At 33.9% G+C, this 15,448-nt stretch carries 15 protein-coding genes; 10 read left to right on the top strand and 5 right to left on the bottom strand.

All coding sequences use genetic code 11. The features are described from left to right. Positions 1-362 precede the first annotated feature (362 nt). The 4 genes from CJ739_RS01060 to CJ739_RS01045 all read left to right on the top strand — a co-directional run bounded on the left by CJ739_RS01060 (position 363) and on the right by CJ739_RS01045 (position 4,132). On the top strand, positions 363-1,847 hold the full coding sequence (locus CJ739_RS01060; protein WP_236951581.1) for an FAD-dependent oxidoreductase: 1,485 nt from the start codon (positions 363-365) through the stop codon (positions 1,845-1,847). Continuing rightward, a complete protein-coding gene (locus CJ739_RS01055) occupies positions 1,844-2,602 on the top strand; it encodes an SDR family oxidoreductase (RefSeq protein ID WP_117172219.1) in 759 nt (252 codons plus the stop codon). The genes CJ739_RS01060 and CJ739_RS01055 overlap by 4 nt, the downstream gene beginning before the upstream one ends. Before the next feature lie 406 nt (positions 2,603-3,008). After that, positions 3,009-3,626, top strand: coding sequence for an SET domain-containing protein (locus CJ739_RS01050; RefSeq protein ID WP_117172218.1), 618 nt, complete (start codon positions 3,009-3,011; stop codon positions 3,624-3,626). Positions 3,627-3,652: 26 nt separating this feature from the next. Continuing rightward, entirely contained in the window at positions 3,653-4,132 is a 480-nt protein-coding gene (locus tag CJ739_RS01045; RefSeq protein ID WP_117172217.1) for a CinA family protein, read from the top strand. Between the two features lie 455 nt (positions 4,133-4,587). On the opposite strand, the gene CJ739_RS01040 is transcribed toward CJ739_RS01045, so the two are convergent. The 3 genes from CJ739_RS01040 to CJ739_RS01030 all read right to left on the bottom strand — a co-directional run bounded on the left by CJ739_RS01040 (position 4,588) and on the right by CJ739_RS01030 (position 6,287). Then, positions 4,588-5,025: an OsmC family protein gene (locus CJ739_RS01040; RefSeq protein ID WP_117172216.1), complete on the bottom strand. Its 438-nt coding sequence runs from the start codon at positions 5,023-5,025 to the stop codon at positions 4,588-4,590. A gap of 30 nt (positions 5,026-5,055) precedes the next feature. Beyond that, a complete protein-coding gene (locus CJ739_RS01035; protein ID WP_117172215.1) occupies positions 5,056-5,226 on the bottom strand; it encodes a lmo0937 family membrane protein in 171 nt (56 codons plus the stop codon). A gap of 179 nt (positions 5,227-5,405) precedes the next feature. Continuing rightward, positions 5,406-6,287 (bottom strand): YihY/virulence factor BrkB family protein, encoded by an 882-nt coding sequence (locus tag CJ739_RS01030; protein ID WP_117172214.1) that lies wholly within the window; start codon positions 6,285-6,287, stop codon positions 5,406-5,408. A 391-nt stretch (positions 6,288-6,678) separates the two neighbouring features. Here CJ739_RS01030 and CJ739_RS01025 point away from each other — a divergent pair, with 391 nt between their 5' ends. Then, positions 6,679-7,695: a helix-turn-helix domain-containing protein gene (locus CJ739_RS01025; RefSeq protein WP_117172213.1), complete on the top strand. Its 1,017-nt coding sequence runs from the start codon at positions 6,679-6,681 to the stop codon at positions 7,693-7,695. Positions 7,696-7,964: 269 nt separating this feature from the next. Further along, entirely contained in the window at positions 7,965-9,170 is a 1,206-nt protein-coding gene (locus CJ739_RS01020) for an NAD(P)/FAD-dependent oxidoreductase (protein WP_117172212.1), read from the top strand. Between the two features lie 53 nt (positions 9,171-9,223). Here the strand turns inward: CJ739_RS01020 and CJ739_RS01015 are convergent, their stop codons facing one another. Then, the gene (locus CJ739_RS01015; RefSeq protein WP_236951580.1) at positions 9,224-9,706 is read right to left on the bottom strand and encodes an MgtC/SapB family protein; all 483 of its coding nucleotides are present in this window, start codon (positions 9,704-9,706) and stop codon (positions 9,224-9,226) included. Between the two features lie 406 nt (positions 9,707-10,112). Between CJ739_RS01015 and CJ739_RS01010 the strand changes: the two genes are divergently transcribed. The 3 genes from CJ739_RS01010 (at position 10,113) to CJ739_RS01005 (ending at position 13,162) form a co-directional block, all read left to right on the top strand. Further along, positions 10,113-12,254: a catalase gene (locus CJ739_RS01010; RefSeq protein ID WP_236951579.1), complete on the top strand. Its 2,142-nt coding sequence runs from the start codon at positions 10,113-10,115 to the stop codon at positions 12,252-12,254. Between the two features lie 195 nt (positions 12,255-12,449). Next, entirely contained in the window at positions 12,450-12,623 is a 174-nt protein-coding gene (locus tag CJ739_RS20210) for a hypothetical protein (RefSeq protein WP_162880087.1), read from the top strand. An 89-nt stretch (positions 12,624-12,712) separates the two neighbouring features. Continuing rightward, complete coding sequence (locus CJ739_RS01005) at positions 12,713-13,162, top strand: ferritin-like domain-containing protein (RefSeq protein WP_117172210.1); 450 nt, start codon at positions 12,713-12,715, stop codon at positions 13,160-13,162. 153 nt (positions 13,163-13,315) lie between these two features. On the opposite strand, the gene CJ739_RS01000 is transcribed toward CJ739_RS01005, so the two are convergent. Beyond that, positions 13,316-14,623, bottom strand: a complete 1,308-nt coding sequence (locus CJ739_RS01000; RefSeq protein ID WP_117172209.1) for an IS110 family RNA-guided transposase — start codon at positions 14,621-14,623, stop codon at positions 13,316-13,318. Between the two features lie 614 nt (positions 14,624-15,237). On the opposite strand from CJ739_RS01000, the gene CJ739_RS00995 reads away from it, so the two are divergent. Continuing rightward, positions 15,238-15,399, top strand: a complete 162-nt coding sequence (locus tag CJ739_RS00995) for a DUF1328 domain-containing protein (protein WP_117172208.1) — start codon at positions 15,238-15,240, stop codon at positions 15,397-15,399. Positions 15,400-15,448: the final 49 nt, after the last annotated feature.

Raw genomic sequence — 15,448 nt, 5'->3', positions numbered from 1 at the left:
ATAATTGGGACCTTATGTTATAGTGTCATCAAGCGTATAGTCTGTAAAACAACTGCTTTTATAAGAACTTATTAAAGTTAATTAGTTTATAACTAGTATGATGAATTATGATGAATGTGTTTTTATTTCAAGAGAATGTTATAAAAATAAGATGGTAATTATATAAAATATGTAATTAAAGTTGTAAACCTGTTCATGTTCTTAATTGTTAGTTTTAAAATTAAATATTCAGCAATTCTAAACAGAAAATCGATAATATGGACAATTTAAATAATGAATCAACTGAGGGCCGTATTACTTCGGGAGACCATGTTTCCTTTTGGATAGACTCCACAGCGATTACTTCCTGTAATACCCCCGATATGGACATTCAGACAGAAGTACTTATTATTGGTGGAGGCATAGCAGGTTTGACTACTGCTTATAAATTACTAAAAGCAGGAAAAAAGGTAGTACTGGTAGAAGATGGCTATATAGGCAGTGGAGAAACAGGACGTACTACAGCACATCTCGCCAGTGCGCTGGATGACCGTTATTATTTTCTTGAAAATATATTTGGCGAAGCGGCCACAAAACTAATAGCAGAAAGTCATACGGCAGCTATAGACGAAATTGAAAAGATTGTTACTGACTTAAATATCGATTGCTCGTTTAAACGCGTAAATGGTTATTTATTTCTACACGAAACCGATAAAGACGAAAACTTGAATAAAGAATTTCGGGCCACCCAAAAAGCGGGATTACAAACATATATATTAAAAAAGATTCCAGTAATAACTGGTGGTAAAAACCAAAGATGTCTCGCTTTTAGTGATCAAGCTCAGTTTCACATCATGCACTATCTCCAAGGGCTTGTTAAAGGTATTATTGCTCTTGGAGGTACTATTTATACACAGGCCCATGCAGAAGATATTACAAAAGAAGGGGCTAAAGTAAATGGCTATACGTTTTCTGCCAAACATATTGTAGTGGCAACAAATTCTCCAATAAATGACACCTTAACGATGCATACTAAGCAGCATGCTTATAGAACGTATGTTATAGCAGGCAAAGTGTCTAAGGGAACATTACCCTATTTTTTATTGTGGGATACAGGCGATCAGGAATCAAAATGGGTGACCCAACCTTACCATTATGTTCGGTTGGAAAATTTTGATGACCAATATGATTTACTGATTTCGGGCGGAGAAGACCATAAAACAGGTCAGGCAGATGAGGAAGGGATTCCTCAGTCTGAGCGATATAAAAGACTGGAAGCATGGACACGAAATTATTTTCCGATGATGGATGATATCTCATACAGATGGTCGGGGCAAGTATTAGAGCCCGTGGACTCTTTAGGGTTTATGGGTAAAAATCCAGGAGATGATAATATCTATATCATTACTGGCGATTCTGGAAATGGTATGACACATACTACGATTGGTGCCATGATTATCTGTGATAGTATTATGGGTATAAAAAATAAATGGGCCGATTTATATAGTCCTTCACGAATAACCCTTAAAACTACCGGAGATTTTATTAAAGAAGTCGGCAATATGGCTTCGCAATATCTGGATTGGTTAACGGCATCTGATTTAAAAAGTACGGCAGAATTACTCGTAGGAGAAGGAAGTTTGCTTTCTTCAGGATTAAAAAAGATTGCTGTTTATCGCAATTATGATAATACCTTAAATGCTTTCTCTGCCGTTTGTCCTCATCTCGGCTGTATCGTGCAATGGAATAAAGATGAAAAATCTTTTGACTGTCCCTGTCACGGCTCACGGTTTGCTAGTGATGGAACAGTAATAAATGGGCCTTCAAAAACTAATTTGCATAAAATTAATATTAAAAATTCGCTATGAAAAATATAACAGATTACTTCGGCCAAAACATACAACAAAAGCGCATTGTTATTACAGGCGGTACAACAGGCATTGGAAAAGCGATTGCCGATTTATTAATTTCACAGGGAGGCCGCGTACTTATTTTTGGTAGAGACATCCATGACTTTGAAAAGGCCTTTGATGATATTAAGAAGAATTTCCCGGAAAGTGAATTGTATGGGGCTCCTATAGATGTAACTAATAAGGAAGATGTAAAGATGATATGGGAAATCATAGACAATAACCTGGGAGGAATTGATATCCTTATCAACAATGCTGCCTTAGCAGCGGAGGGAGTTACTGAGGATAATCCCGATCATTGGCAATATATAATAGATACCAACGTGATGGGCTATCTTACTTTTTCTTATGAAGCGGTTTTAAGGATGAAGGCACAAAAATCGGGTCATATTATCAATATCGGTTCCATGAGTGCGGAAACTCTTAATGGAGAAAGTACTATTTATGTTGCGACCAAAACAGCTATAAGAGGTTTTAGTACTGCGTTGCGTAAAGAAGTAAATGAGTTAGGAATTAAAGTTTCTCATATTGAACCTGGATCGGTAATGAGTGATATGCAGACAGATACTAAAGCGGAACAGCATCAAAAAATAAGAAAAATGAAAATGCTGGAAGCTGAAGATATTGCCATGAGTGTTTTATTTTGTTTATCACAGCCTCAGCGATGTGATATCGTTAGTATGCAATTGCGCCCGCATCTACAGCTGATATAAATTCCAGAAAAATCATTTTGTAGCCAATTGAAAAAAGTCAAGAAGAAGTGCAGTAATACAAACTGTGAACTATGTAACCCATATGCATTCCATTAACCCGAACACTTAAAAAAAATGATTATTGTCCAATAAAACTTTTACAGTTCATTGCAAACATAATGATGATGGCTTTTTAAAGAGAATACAGATTTGTGGCTAGGCTTTTTGTAATAATTTATTACTTAATGAGTATTAAAACAGATATGTAAATAGACATTTGGATATCAATTTATTGTCATTTAGGCAATCTATATGTCTATTTATCTATAGTCTATAGTCTTTTTTCTCTATTCTATTTTCTTTTAGCAAAGCCTTGAATCTTTAATAGACACTAATAAAAAAAATAAATACATAAAATAACTTTCAAATGATACATCCCAATACAGAAGTACGTTTTATTAGCAAAGAAAAAGGATATGGCGTGGTAGCTACCAAACTCATACCAAAAGGAACAATAACCTGGGTTCAGGACGATTTGGATCAAGTATTTACTAGAGATCAGGTTGCAAATCTCAATCCTTTCATCAAAAAACATCTGGATACTTATTCTTTTACCAATAAAAAGGGTGAAAAGGTATTATGTTGGGATAACGGAAAATTCGTGAATCATAGTTTTAGACCAAGTTGTTTTAGTACGCCTTACGATTTTGAAATTGCAATTCGTGACATTCACCCAGGAGATGAATTAACAGATGATTATGGTTATTTGAATGTAGAAATGCCATTTGAGGCCATGGATGAAGGCACGGATAGAAAAACCGTTTATCCAAATGATATCCTTAGATTTCATAAAGAATGGGACATTCTAATAAAAGAAAACGCACCCAAAGTTTTTGAAGTAGAGCAATCTTTAATCCATTTAATTCCGAAAGAAACATGGACTCAATTTATGAATGCGGTACAAAATCCAAATCAAATGAAATCCATATTAGAGTGCCATTATTACCATACAACATTATTAACTGGTACAACGCATCACATTTAAAATTATAGATTTAAAGCTTAATTTTTATGCCTTCAAAAATTGTTATAGAATGTAGTAAAACAATAGCAGCAAAAGGATGTAATATTGCTTTTGCCGAAAGCGCCACCGCAGGAAGAATGAGTGCGGAATTTTCAATGACAAAAGAATCTGGAAAGATTTTGAGGGGAGGAATTGTATGTTATGATGGATGTGTAAAAGAAACATTATTACATGTTCCTAAAAGTATCATTGAAAAATATACCCCCGAATCTTTAGAAGTGACTCAAATACTGGCACAACAGGCATCTAAATTATTCTATTCAAAAATAACAGTAGCCATTACCGGACTTACGACTCCCGGAGGGAGTGAAAATAAAGAAAAACCACTAGGTACTATTTTCTTTTATATTATAACTCCCACTAAAGAGTTCGGCCATAGGGAAATATTCAAAGGAAGTCCAGAAAAAATCGTATTGCAAGCCATAGATAAAACGGCAGAACTTGTTATGGAAAGCCTTATTGGTTAATGTTCAGTGTTCAGTCTCAGTAGGCAGTGTTCAGTCTCAGTAGGCAGTGTTCAGTGCTCAGTTTTCAGTGGTTGTACGATGAAGTTTGTGATATACGATTCAACAATTACGCGGTTAAACAGTTAAAAGTTATAAGGTATGTTTGTTAATCTGATAAAACCTAGATATCAGATTATATTATATCGAAATTCACGTTAATCTAAAGAATTCCATAGGGATTGTTCGTCTCAGGGCAAACGCACCAGTTTCAGAAATAAAGAATCAGCCACAAATTAGCTTCGCCTGTTCGCTTTCGCTCGGGTCATGAAATTATCTAAATTGGGATGGCATAATATGCCACGGATCTGCCAAAGGCAGATGAAATTTGTGTGATTTTTTTAGAATCATTAAAATTTGTGCAAATTAGCGTCATTCGTGGCAAAGATAAAACTCATGCGTTTGCTCTGGTGTTTGTTTCAAGACATTTGTTTATCAGCAGGATTACTTTGTAAAGTTGCCTCGAGGCTTATATCTAAATTGTAAGCTTTACTAACCGGGCAATCTTGCTTTGCCTTTTCAGCAATCTCTTGAAATTCTTCATCCTTAATACCACTAACCTTAGCAGTAACTGTTAATTTTGAACTTGTAATTACACCATCCTCTAGGGTAATATCACATTGGGTTTCCAACGTTTTTGGTTCAAATCCTGCTGTTGTTAAATCGGCACTTAATTTCATGGTGAAACATCCAGCATGAGCTGCAGCCATTAATTCTTCAGGATTTGTACCTATACCTTCTTCAAATCTGCTTTTATAAGAATATTGAACATTGTCAAGTGCTTTAGATTCAGATGTTATATATCCGTCCCCATTCTTTATAGTGCCGCTCCAAACGGCCACGCTATATCTTTTCATCTTTTAATAAATTATAGTAGGTGTTGTGAATTAATCTAATGGCCTTCTTCCCGCAATAATATTATATAAAATAGCAATTATGGCTATCACTAATAAAATATGGATGAGGCTACCCGTAGCTAGTCCCGCTACAATTCCAAAAAATCCTAAAAGCCAAATGGTTATACATATAACGGCTACAAGCCAAAGAATACTTCTCATGATACTATGTTTTAAGAGGTTATTTAATCATTATTTATGTCATAGTCATACTTATTAAGCGCATACAAAACGAGCCAAGCTAATTATGATAATATAAAAATAAACCTACTAAGTAAATTTATTTAACTCAATTACAAATGATTTTAGTGCAAATAGATAATAGACCTATTTAAAATAGCTCATTTGGTTAGCAAATACCTGTCTGAATAAACTTTGGTAAACTGTGCCCCGAAAAACAATATTAAACTAGAATACGACGTCCAGAGCATCACAATTATTATAGAACCGGCTGCTCCATATGTAGAACCGGGTTCTGTTTTTCCAAAATAAAAAGAAAGCACATACTTGCCTATGATAAATAAAAGAGTAGTTAAAGCGGCACCTACTCTTACGGCTTTCCATTTTATTGGTGCGCTGGGTAAATATTTAAACATGGCAGCAAATAGAGCATATATATATAATAAGGAGAGTATAATATCAAGAATATAAGCAATGTTTGTAACATTTGCTGAAAAAAGAGCGGTTATTCTATTTGCAAACGTAGTAAGTAATGCGGTGATAACAAAACTGATTAAAAGCAAAAAACCGAAAATCAATATAAACCCAAAACTTTTTAATCTACCTATCAAAGTGGCTAGTATTTCATTTGAATAAGGTTGTTCTATTTCCCAAATACTGTCCAATACATTTTGTAAATGATAAAAAACGCCAGTGGCTCCATACAATAATATGACTATACCTAAAATGGTTGCAAAAATAGAAGTAGGCTCATCACCTTTTTCAGCAATCATTCTTAAAATTGATTCGGCTGCATCTGGACCTAAAGCGGCTGATATTTCTGTAAGTAATTCACCTCTTACGAGTTCTTTTCCCCAAATAGAGCCCACCAAATTCAATATTATAATAAGTAAAGCGGGAAGGGATAGAATGGCATAATAAGCAACAATAGCGCCTAATTGAAAAGGTTCTTTTTCAATCCATAGCTTAAATGTTTTTGTTAATAAATTAGGTAAATGAACAAGCTTGAATTTAACCGGATATTCTGAAATGTCTTTTTGCATCTTCCAAAATAAATAGTTTTAATTAAAATACTTAACCAAATCAAAAAAAGAATTATCGCTATTGATTGAGTACACAATTTTTTTTGAGAATACAAATTATATAACATAATGGAGAAATTTTGTAACAGAACACAAACATGCTTGTTGCAACTTTGTAGGGAATAGCAATTAAAACAAATCAGGAGGTTTCAAAACTTAAAAAGCAAAATAGTATCATAAAAATATATTTTAATTTTTGAAGCGTTCTCCAAAAATATACCTAGCTAAAGCTATTGTATAAAGTCATGATTTAGGAATGATTTCTATTGGTGTTCTATATACGATAAGCAGGAGCAAATGCCTTAATCTATATAACTTAAAAATTTAAATATAAATTTAAAAAAATTTAAACATGAAAAGTATCTTAATAACCTCGAATAATCTCACTACAGTTTTCCAACAAATCGAAGAACAATTAGGTGGTAAACTTGAAATAAAATCCAAAGAATTTAGATTGGAAATAAATAATGACATCGCTACGGGTTGCATTTTAGGAATGTTGGTAGAAAATGCTATATCATATATGGAATATGATATTATTTTCAAAGAAAATGTGTCGCTTGTAAAAAAGATTCACAATTTAGATTCCATTCATTTTGGATACTGTTCAAGAGGTCAGGTTACCCAAAGTTTTGGAGAATTTAACGGACATAATAAGTTAAGCCAATTTCAAACAGGTATTTTTTCAAATTCATCCACTAAAAATACTTTTTTTAAATTTAAAAAGAATGAAGAGGTAAAATTCTCTATGATTACCATTGATGTTTTGTCGGTTTCTGATAAAGAATTAAAAAAGCAATTACAAAACACTTTTTTAATTAATGAAGAGAACAATGTATTTTCATATGTAGGCTCTTTTAATCTAAAAATTGTAGAAAGAATAGAATATCTTAATACAATCAATCAGAAAGGATTGATTAGGAATTTTTTGATTAATAGTACGGTATACCACATTCTGGCTTTAGAAATTGAGCAACATAAATACGATTTAATAAATGCTAAAGCTGCCAGTAATTCACTTACCCAATCCGATATGGAAGCTATTAAAGAAGTATCTGAACTTATTAGAAACTATCCGGAAATCCAGTACAGTGTCAGGTATTTAAGTAAAAAATCGGGCCTGTCTCCATTTAAATTACAGGAAGGGTTTAAAATTATGCACAATAGAACAGTTACAGATTTTATTAGAAATATAAGGATAGAAGCGGCAGAAAATTTAATAAGAACATCGGAGCTTAATATTTCGGAAATTGTTTATACAATTGGACTGACTAGCAGAAGTTACTTTTCTAAAATTTTTAAGGCAAAATATAAGTGTAGTCCTAAATATTATCAAAATAAGCAAAATAGGCTTGTGATTACAGCTTAAATGAAGATTAATTTTTTATCCTTTTGTCTATTTTTCAGTTTTATAAATTGAAAATCATTGTTGTACGATAAAACTTTCGCAATTCATTGCGTCATTGCAAACATAGTGATAATGGCTTTTTAAAGAGATTACTGATTTGTTGTCATTTAGTCTTTATTCTGTTTTCTTTTAGCGAAGCCTTAAATCTTTAATCGGACACTAATGATTGAAAATATCACAGCTATCATTTTATAAAGCTTATATAGACATTTAACCTTCATTTTAAGAATATGGATCTTACTTCAAATGAACCCTTTTGGTTAATTAAAAACGGGTTGTTGGCTTCTTATCCTTCATTGAAAGAAGATTTTGAAACGGATGTTTTAATTATAGGAGCAGGAATCACTGGAAGTTTAATGGCCTATAAATGCTTAGCCAAAAATTATAAAACCATATTGCTTGATAAAAGAGAAGTAGCCAATGGAAGTACCTCTGCATCTACAAGTATGCTTCAGTATGAAATTGATATGCCTTTATATAAATTATCAGAAATGATTGGTCAATCTGCTGCCGAAGCTAATTATTGGGCATGTTACCATGCTATTGATGAATTGCAGGCCATTGTTGAAAAAGTAAAATCAGATTGTGGTTTTAAAAAAAAGCAATCACTCTATTTTGCTACTACCAAAAAAGATGTTGTTAATTTAAGAAAAGAGTTTGAAGCTAGGCAAAACTGTGGGCTACCTGTTTTCTGGCTTTCTTCAAAAGACATTGAAAATACCTATCAGATTAAAAAAACGTACGGAGGCATCTTATCAAAACAAGGAGGAAGTATAGATATTTTTAAATTTACGCACGATTTGTTAGCCTATAACCATAAAAAAGGATTGCACATTTTTGATAAAACCGCTATTACGGCAATTAGTTACACAAAAAATGGAGCAAAAGTTACAACTGGGTTTGGAAATACCATTAAAGCAAAAAAGATTATTTACTGCAATGGGTATGAAAGCACGGAGCTTATAAAAGAGAAATTTGTAAAATTACTTTCAACCTATGCTATTATTGGTGAACAGAATGATGATGACCAATCCCATTTAAATGACACGCTCTTTTGGAATACAGAAGCCCCTTATGTTTACATGAGAACAACCGACGATAATAGAATTTTAATTGGAGGGGAAGATGAAGACTTTATAAATGATAAAAAGCGTGATGGCTTATTAAATGAGAAAAACAAAAAGCTTACTAAAAAATTGAAAAAATTATTACCCAATTATCAATTTCGTACTGATTTTGTTTGGGCTGGCACTTTTGGTGAAACTGAAGACGGTTTACCATACATTGGTACGCATCCAGATTTTCCCCATAGTTATTTTGTTTTAGGATTTGGAGGAAATGGTATTACATTTTCTGTTATTGGTATGAATGTTATACAAAAGATGCTACAAAATAAAGAACATCCTTTGCAGACTTACTACAGATTTGGGCGCTGACTTAAAAACGAACATGGGAACAGTATAATTAATTCAACCGGATGTTTGTAACTTTAATTATTTATTTCATTATTAGTGTTTTTATTTATTTTACTATTTATATAGCCAAAAAGAATATTAATCACTACAACTATAATTGTGGCACTTAAAAGCTCGGTATACATTTTCAATGCAGCTAAACATCCTAAACCAGCACTACACCAAATGGTGGCGGCTGTTGCCAGACCACTAATTTTGTGTTTTCCTTGTACAATGACGCCCGCACCTAAAAACCCAACGCCAACAACAATCTGACTAATAATTCTAGCAGTATCCACATAATCAATTCCAGTATATTCAAAAGAAATATTCGTAAATATTGCCGAACCAACCGATACCAAGGTATAGGTTTTTAAGCCTGCATTTTTATTTTTCATTTGGCGTTCTAAGCCGATGCAAAATCCTGCTATCATGGCAACAATAATAGAGATAATAAAATCTAAGTTAGTATTGTTTCCCATATCTAAAACTTGAATAGATATAAAATATGATGTCACTTAAGTTGTAATTATAAAATGGACAGTTAATTTAATGCTTAAATGGTTTGAAAATGTGCCATTTTGAAATTAATTATAACTCAATAAAAAATTTTAATCTAAATATTTTCCCGAAGGCTCTGCCTTGAAGATAGCCTGTTTCAAGAAATTTTTTATTGAAGGAAAAACCTAAGAATTAATTCTTTTCTTTTTACTGAATTAAAAGCTTTCCCCTTTAAATTTCTTATGAAAGAATAATAGCCTTCTTTCACCATTTTCTTTAAGTAAAATTATGTCCTTTTCTTTTTGAGGTAATTTTTTTATGAATCGTGTTAAGTTAAGTGGTTAAAAATTAGGAGTTTCGAAAGCGATGTGATTTATCTACTGATACTCATCTGATTTGTTTACAGAATACTTAAAAATATAAATGATGGCTCCAAAAAAACAACAATTATCAGAATCAAAAAAAGTTGATGATTTAAAAACATCTCAAAAAGAAGTAAAGGATACTACGATGACCACAAATCAAGGGGTCAAAGTAAATGACACGAACAATTCATTAAAAGCGGGAGAAAGAGGGTCTACTTTACTGGAAGATTTTTTACTACGGGAAAAAATTACAAGTTTTGACCACGAACGCATACCAGAGCGTATTGTACACGCTCGAGGTAGTGGGGCACATGGTATATTTGAATTATATGAAAATCTTGAGCAATTTAGTAAAGCGGGTATTTTTACCGATACTAGTAGGAAAACCCCTGTTTTCGTGCGATTTTCAACGGTTGCGGGCTCTAAAGGCTCAACAGATCTGGCTCGGGATGTTCGCGGGTTTGCAGTAAAATTTTATACAGAAGAAGGCACTTGGGATTTGGTAGGTAATAATATGCCTATCTTTTTTATTCAAGATGCTATGAAGTTTCCAGATTTAATTCATTCGGTAAAACCAGAACCTAATAGGGAAATACCTCAGGCAGCCTCTGCCCATGATACTTTTTATGATTTTGTCTCGCATGCCACAGAAACACTTCATAATCAAATTTGGTTAATGAGTGATAGAGGGATTCCTCGAAGTTATCGTATGATGGAAGGCTTTGGAATTCATACCTTCCGATTAATAAATGAAAAAGGAGACGCTCATTTTGTGAAATTCCATTGGAAACCGAAACTAGGCGTACACTCCGTAACATGGGATGAAGCAGTTAAGATTAGTGGAGTCGATTCCGATTTTCATAGACGCGATTTATGGGATGCTATTGAAGCGGGACAATTTCCAGAATGGGAATTAGGAGTTCAAATAGTGCCTGAAGAAGATGAATTTAAATTTGAATTTGATTTATTGGATCCAACCAAATTGATACCCGAAGAATTAGTGCCAGTAAAAATTATTGGTAAAATGACTTTAAATAAAAATCCTGAAAACTTCTTTGCTGAAACCGAGCAAGTAGCTTTCCTGCCTGGTCACATTGTTCCCGGTATAGATTTTACGAATGATCCCTTATTGCAGGGGCGTTTGTTCTCGTATAGAGATACACAGTTATCCAGATTAGGTGGACCTAATTTTCATCAAATTCCTATAAACCGACCTGTCGTAGACACCCACAACAACCAGCGTGATGGAATGATGCAAATGGATGTTGTAAAAGGACAAACAGCCTACTTTCCAAATAGTTTAAGCGGAGGTTGTCCGCATTTAGCTAAAATGGCTGAAGGTGCATTTACTTCATACGAAGAACGTATAGACGCAAAAAAAATCAGGACCCGAAGCGAAAGTTTTAATGATCATTTCTCACAACCGGCATTGTTTTACAGGAGTTTATCCAAATGGGAGCAACAACACCTTACGGATGCTTATACATTCGAACTCGGTAAATGTAAATACACACATATCAAAGAGCGCATGCTTTGGGTGATTTCACAAATCGATACCGATTTAGCGAAAAAAGTAGCCACCGGATTGGGACTTGAAATCCCAAAATCCATAGAGCAACCTATTAATCAAGCCATTGGTGCTGATGCAGATGTGGAAAAACATCAACCGCCTAAAAAGAAAAATTATCTTGATACCGCTCCTTCATTAAGTCAAGCCAATACAAAATTCGAAAGCATTTCAACAAGACAGATAGCCGTATTGGTTGCAGATGGCTTTTCAATGAAAAATTTCAACAAGATGAAAGATGCTCTAGAAAAAGAAGGCGCAATGGTAAAATTAATAGCGCCACATGGAGGTGAAGTTGTAAGTGATGAAGGTATAGCTCATGAGGTTCATGAGGCTATTATGACTACAGAAAGTGTCCTTTTTGATGCCATATATATCCCTGGAGGCACAAAAGCTATTGAGAAATTAAAGAAAGAATCAAAATTTATAAAATTTATTAATGAAGCCTTTAAACATTGTAAAGCTATAGCTGTAGATGAAGAAGGCGAAAATCTGATTGACAGCAGCCTCGTTTCAAATTTCAAACAGGATGCAGCAGTTCTAATTAATAAAGAGTCTATTGATTTTATAAACGCTATTGCAAAGCATCGCAATTGGGATAGAATGGAAGTGACTAAAAACATACCTGTGTGAGAACTTTTAGAAAAAGGACTATCTAATTCAAATAAGTCAGTTTTTTAAATCAAATGCATTAATATAGACGGAATAATCGCTTTAAATTTAATGAAGTGGTTTAACTTTTTCGATGGAAATGAAAATCAGTCATTTTTTAGCCAATTAGAAAAAGTTTAAACCACCTTAATTCATAGAACTATTAAATTAAAAAGTATGACAGCAAATATATTAATAGGAATCTCCCTCGGAATTTTACTCTTTAAATTAGGAGAACTGATTTTAGAGAAAATTTCTAAAAGTAGATTCTTGGACGCCAGGGTAAGGTTTGAACAAGTTTCATTGAAGAAAAAAAAAACCGCGCAAAAGAAAGTTGAATCTTTAATGTAAACAAAAGTAGTGAAGCATTATAAAAGCAGACGATGTAAATCAATGGGCATCTCAAAAGTAAACCATTGTTAATTTAAATTTAGACAATCATGAGTACATACACAGAAACTATAAGTGGTAAGTTAAATGAACTTTTAGAAAGAACATATGATGCAGAAAAAGGTTTTAAAAAAGCAGCAGAGAATACAGAGCATATTTATCTGAAAAGATATTTTGAAAGAAAATCGTTAGAACGACATAATTTCGGTATTGAATTAAATAATGAAGTTAGATCGTTTGGAGAGATTCCAGAGAAAAGCGGAAGTGCGGCAGGAACTGCACATCGTGCCTGGATGGATATAAAAGCCATGTTTTCTGTCGATAACGACGAATCCATGCTCGAAGAAGCTATTAGAGGAGAAAAGACGGCTTTAGATGACTATAATGATGTTATCAATGATACTTCATTGCCCTTGAGTACACATACGATACTAATTAAACAAAGAGATGCCATTGCAAGTGATCTCAACTCAATTAAGCGATTGGAAGATTTGCATTGATGAAGAATAATTTATGTAAAAAAAAGAGGGAATAAGAGAGAGAATAAGTAGGCTGTCTAAAAAGTCTAGTTCTATGTCATATTGAGCTTGTCGAAATATTTTAACTTACTGGTAATCAATATCAGTTTCGACAAGCTACCATTGACGTATTTGCTAAACCGCTGTTTTATAGCTAATTGACAAACCAAGTTCTCTTGCCATTTTCATAATGTTCTTTTGTTTATTAAACAAGATCTTCTCCTCATAATCTTTGATTCCCTTCTCTACATATGACAGTCCTTTAACAAATAGCTTCCAATAGAGCTCTGCCAGTTTTCTTGCCATTGCCTTTATTGCCGGTGATGCCCCTTTCTTTGCCCTTATCTTTCTGCCAAAAGCACCCAATGCAATTTTCTTGCTGTTGAGCAGGCTCGTGGCCGCTTGCTTAAATATCAGGCCGGCCTTTGGTTGTCCTTTAGCCTTATAGTTTTTTTTCATCTTGCCCGAATGGTGCTGTTTTGGCGCCAGTCCCAACCAGGAAGTAAAATGCTTTTCTGTTTTCCATTTATGTAAATCAGTCCCTATTTCCGATAGGAGCTGCATCCAATTATAATCTGTTATACCGGGTAGGACCGTAGCATCTTTGCCTTCAAATATTTGCAATAGATAACGGTCCATTCCTTCTATATTTGGTTTGTGGTGCCTCACGTTTTTTCGTGGAGTTGCCTTATTTGATACTTTAGGCCGGTTTGCCCCCATCTTTTTAAGGACTTCTTCCATTTTCAGATCACAACCGGCAATTTGTTGTTGATAAAAATCATAGCACACCACTGCTTGGCCCAAAGCAAATAGCCCTGCTTCATTGTAGTGCCCTTTCAAGGATTTAAGGATCAGTTCCTTTTTTGTTTTCAACACACTCCCATGGCATAGCTTTACCAAAACCCCGGGATCCCTTTCGCCCTTTAAGATCGCCCTGATTATTTTCAATCCACTTACCCCGTGAACTTGGTCCAGAACTTCTTTTAGCCGAACGTTCATCAGGGTCAGTGCTTTTTGCATATGGTTAATATGCATAGCAGCACTACGGATGTGATCTTCGCGCAGGCGTTGATAGCTCCTTAGTTCATGTACCAGTTCATCTGCAACAAAACAACGGTTCAACAAACCATAGCTGTGCAATTGCTGTATCCATTGACAGTCCTTTACATCGGTCTTTCTGCCTGGAACTTGTTTTGTGCTCCTGCCATCCACCAACCATACATCGATGCCTCTTGCCTTCAATATATCATAGAGGATGACCCAATACACTCCCGTGGCTTCCATGGCCACTGAGGTTACATTGTTTTCCTCTAAGTAAGATACCGCCTGTTCCAGATCTGATGTGAAGGTATCAAAACTGCGAACCTCCTTATCTTCAAGACCTATGAAGATTTTTTTGGCTCCGATATCGATCCCTCCTGCGTTTTTCCTGATTTTTTTCATCCTACATTATTTTTTAAAATCACACCCAGAAAATTTTTATGCTTGCTAGACTACCATTCGGGCATTATTATAAATAAGCACCATAATCGCTACCCCTATTTTCTGAAAACCATACTCAACCACAGGTATATAAACACTACGCTGTGCCTCGGAAATATTGTGACTTTTTGTTAAACTTGCACAAAATACGTCATCGCATTCGCTAGTTAAAAACTTTAACAAAAGTCTCAACCTGACAAATTAAATTTACAGGACTTTTTAGACAGCCTCTTTTTATTAATAATCATTGTTGTCCGATAAAACCTTTAAAATTCTCTGAAAACACAGTGATAATGGCTTTTAAAGCGATTACTGATTTGTTGTCATTTAGTCTTTATTCTATTTTATTTTAGTAAAGCAGTCTTGAATCTTTAATCGGACACTCATGATTAATAATACAATAGCATAACAATACCATGTAAACATGATGCTATTGTGTTAGTATTAAAACCAATAACATTCATTTAATAGTTGAATTTAATATAGCTTTGAATGAAAGCTGAGTGATTGTTTACTTTTCACTAGGTAAAGATTCTCGTTTTACCATAAGATATTATTAACTTAAAATTTAAATTATGTTACGTTGGACACTTACATTTGTTATTTTAGCTATTATAGCTGGCATATTGGGATTTGGTGGAATAGCTTCAGGCGCTGCTAGTATCGCAAAAGTTTTGTTCTTTATCTTCCTTGTATTATTTCTTATTTCATTAATCACAGGAAGAAAAAGAACTTGAATTTCTCTAAAAAGCGTGAGTTCGATTTAAAAATAGGCCCAATCTACGC

It is taken from the genome of Mariniflexile sp. TRM1-10, from assembly GCF_003425985.1.
GTDB lineage: Bacteria > Bacteroidota > Bacteroidia > Flavobacteriales > Flavobacteriaceae > Mariniflexile.
This window is presented reverse-complemented; position numbering and strand designations above follow the sequence as displayed.

Bases quoted from the DNA above. Each gene is read 5' to 3' on its own strand.
- CJ739_RS01060 (WP_236951581.1), top strand. From the start codon at position 363: ATGGACATTCAGACAGAAGTACTTATTATTGGTGGAGGCATAGCAGGT.
- CJ739_RS01055 (WP_117172219.1), top strand. From the start codon at position 1,844: ATGAAAAATATAACAGATTACTTCGGCCAAAACATACAACAAAAGCGC.
- CJ739_RS01050 (WP_117172218.1), top strand. From the start codon at position 3,009: ATGATACATCCCAATACAGAAGTACGTTTTATTAGCAAAGAAAAAGGA.
- CJ739_RS01045 (WP_117172217.1), top strand. From the start codon at position 3,653: ATGCCTTCAAAAATTGTTATAGAATGTAGTAAAACAATAGCAGCAAAA.
- CJ739_RS01040 (WP_117172216.1), bottom strand. From the start codon at position 5,025: ATGAAAAGATATAGCGTGGCCGTTTGGAGCGGCACTATAAAGAATGGG.
- CJ739_RS01035 (WP_117172215.1), bottom strand. From the start codon at position 5,226: ATGAGAAGTATTCTTTGGCTTGTAGCCGTTATATGTATAACCATTTGG.
- CJ739_RS01030 (WP_117172214.1), bottom strand. From the start codon at position 6,287: ATGCAAAAAGACATTTCAGAATATCCGGTTAAATTCAAGCTTGTTCAT.
- CJ739_RS01025 (WP_117172213.1), top strand. From the start codon at position 6,679: ATGAAAAGTATCTTAATAACCTCGAATAATCTCACTACAGTTTTCCAA.
- CJ739_RS01020 (WP_117172212.1), top strand. From the start codon at position 7,965: ATGGATCTTACTTCAAATGAACCCTTTTGGTTAATTAAAAACGGGTTG.
- CJ739_RS01010 (WP_236951579.1), top strand. From the start codon at position 10,113: ATGATGGCTCCAAAAAAACAACAATTATCAGAATCAAAAAAAGTTGAT.
- CJ739_RS20210 (WP_162880087.1), top strand. From the start codon at position 12,450: ATGACAGCAAATATATTAATAGGAATCTCCCTCGGAATTTTACTCTTT.
- CJ739_RS01005 (WP_117172210.1), top strand. From the start codon at position 12,713: ATGAGTACATACACAGAAACTATAAGTGGTAAGTTAAATGAACTTTTA.
- CJ739_RS01000 (WP_117172209.1), bottom strand. From the start codon at position 14,623: ATGAAAAAAATCAGGAAAAACGCAGGAGGGATCGATATCGGAGCCAAA.
- CJ739_RS00995 (WP_117172208.1), top strand. From the start codon at position 15,238: ATGTTACGTTGGACACTTACATTTGTTATTTTAGCTATTATAGCTGGC.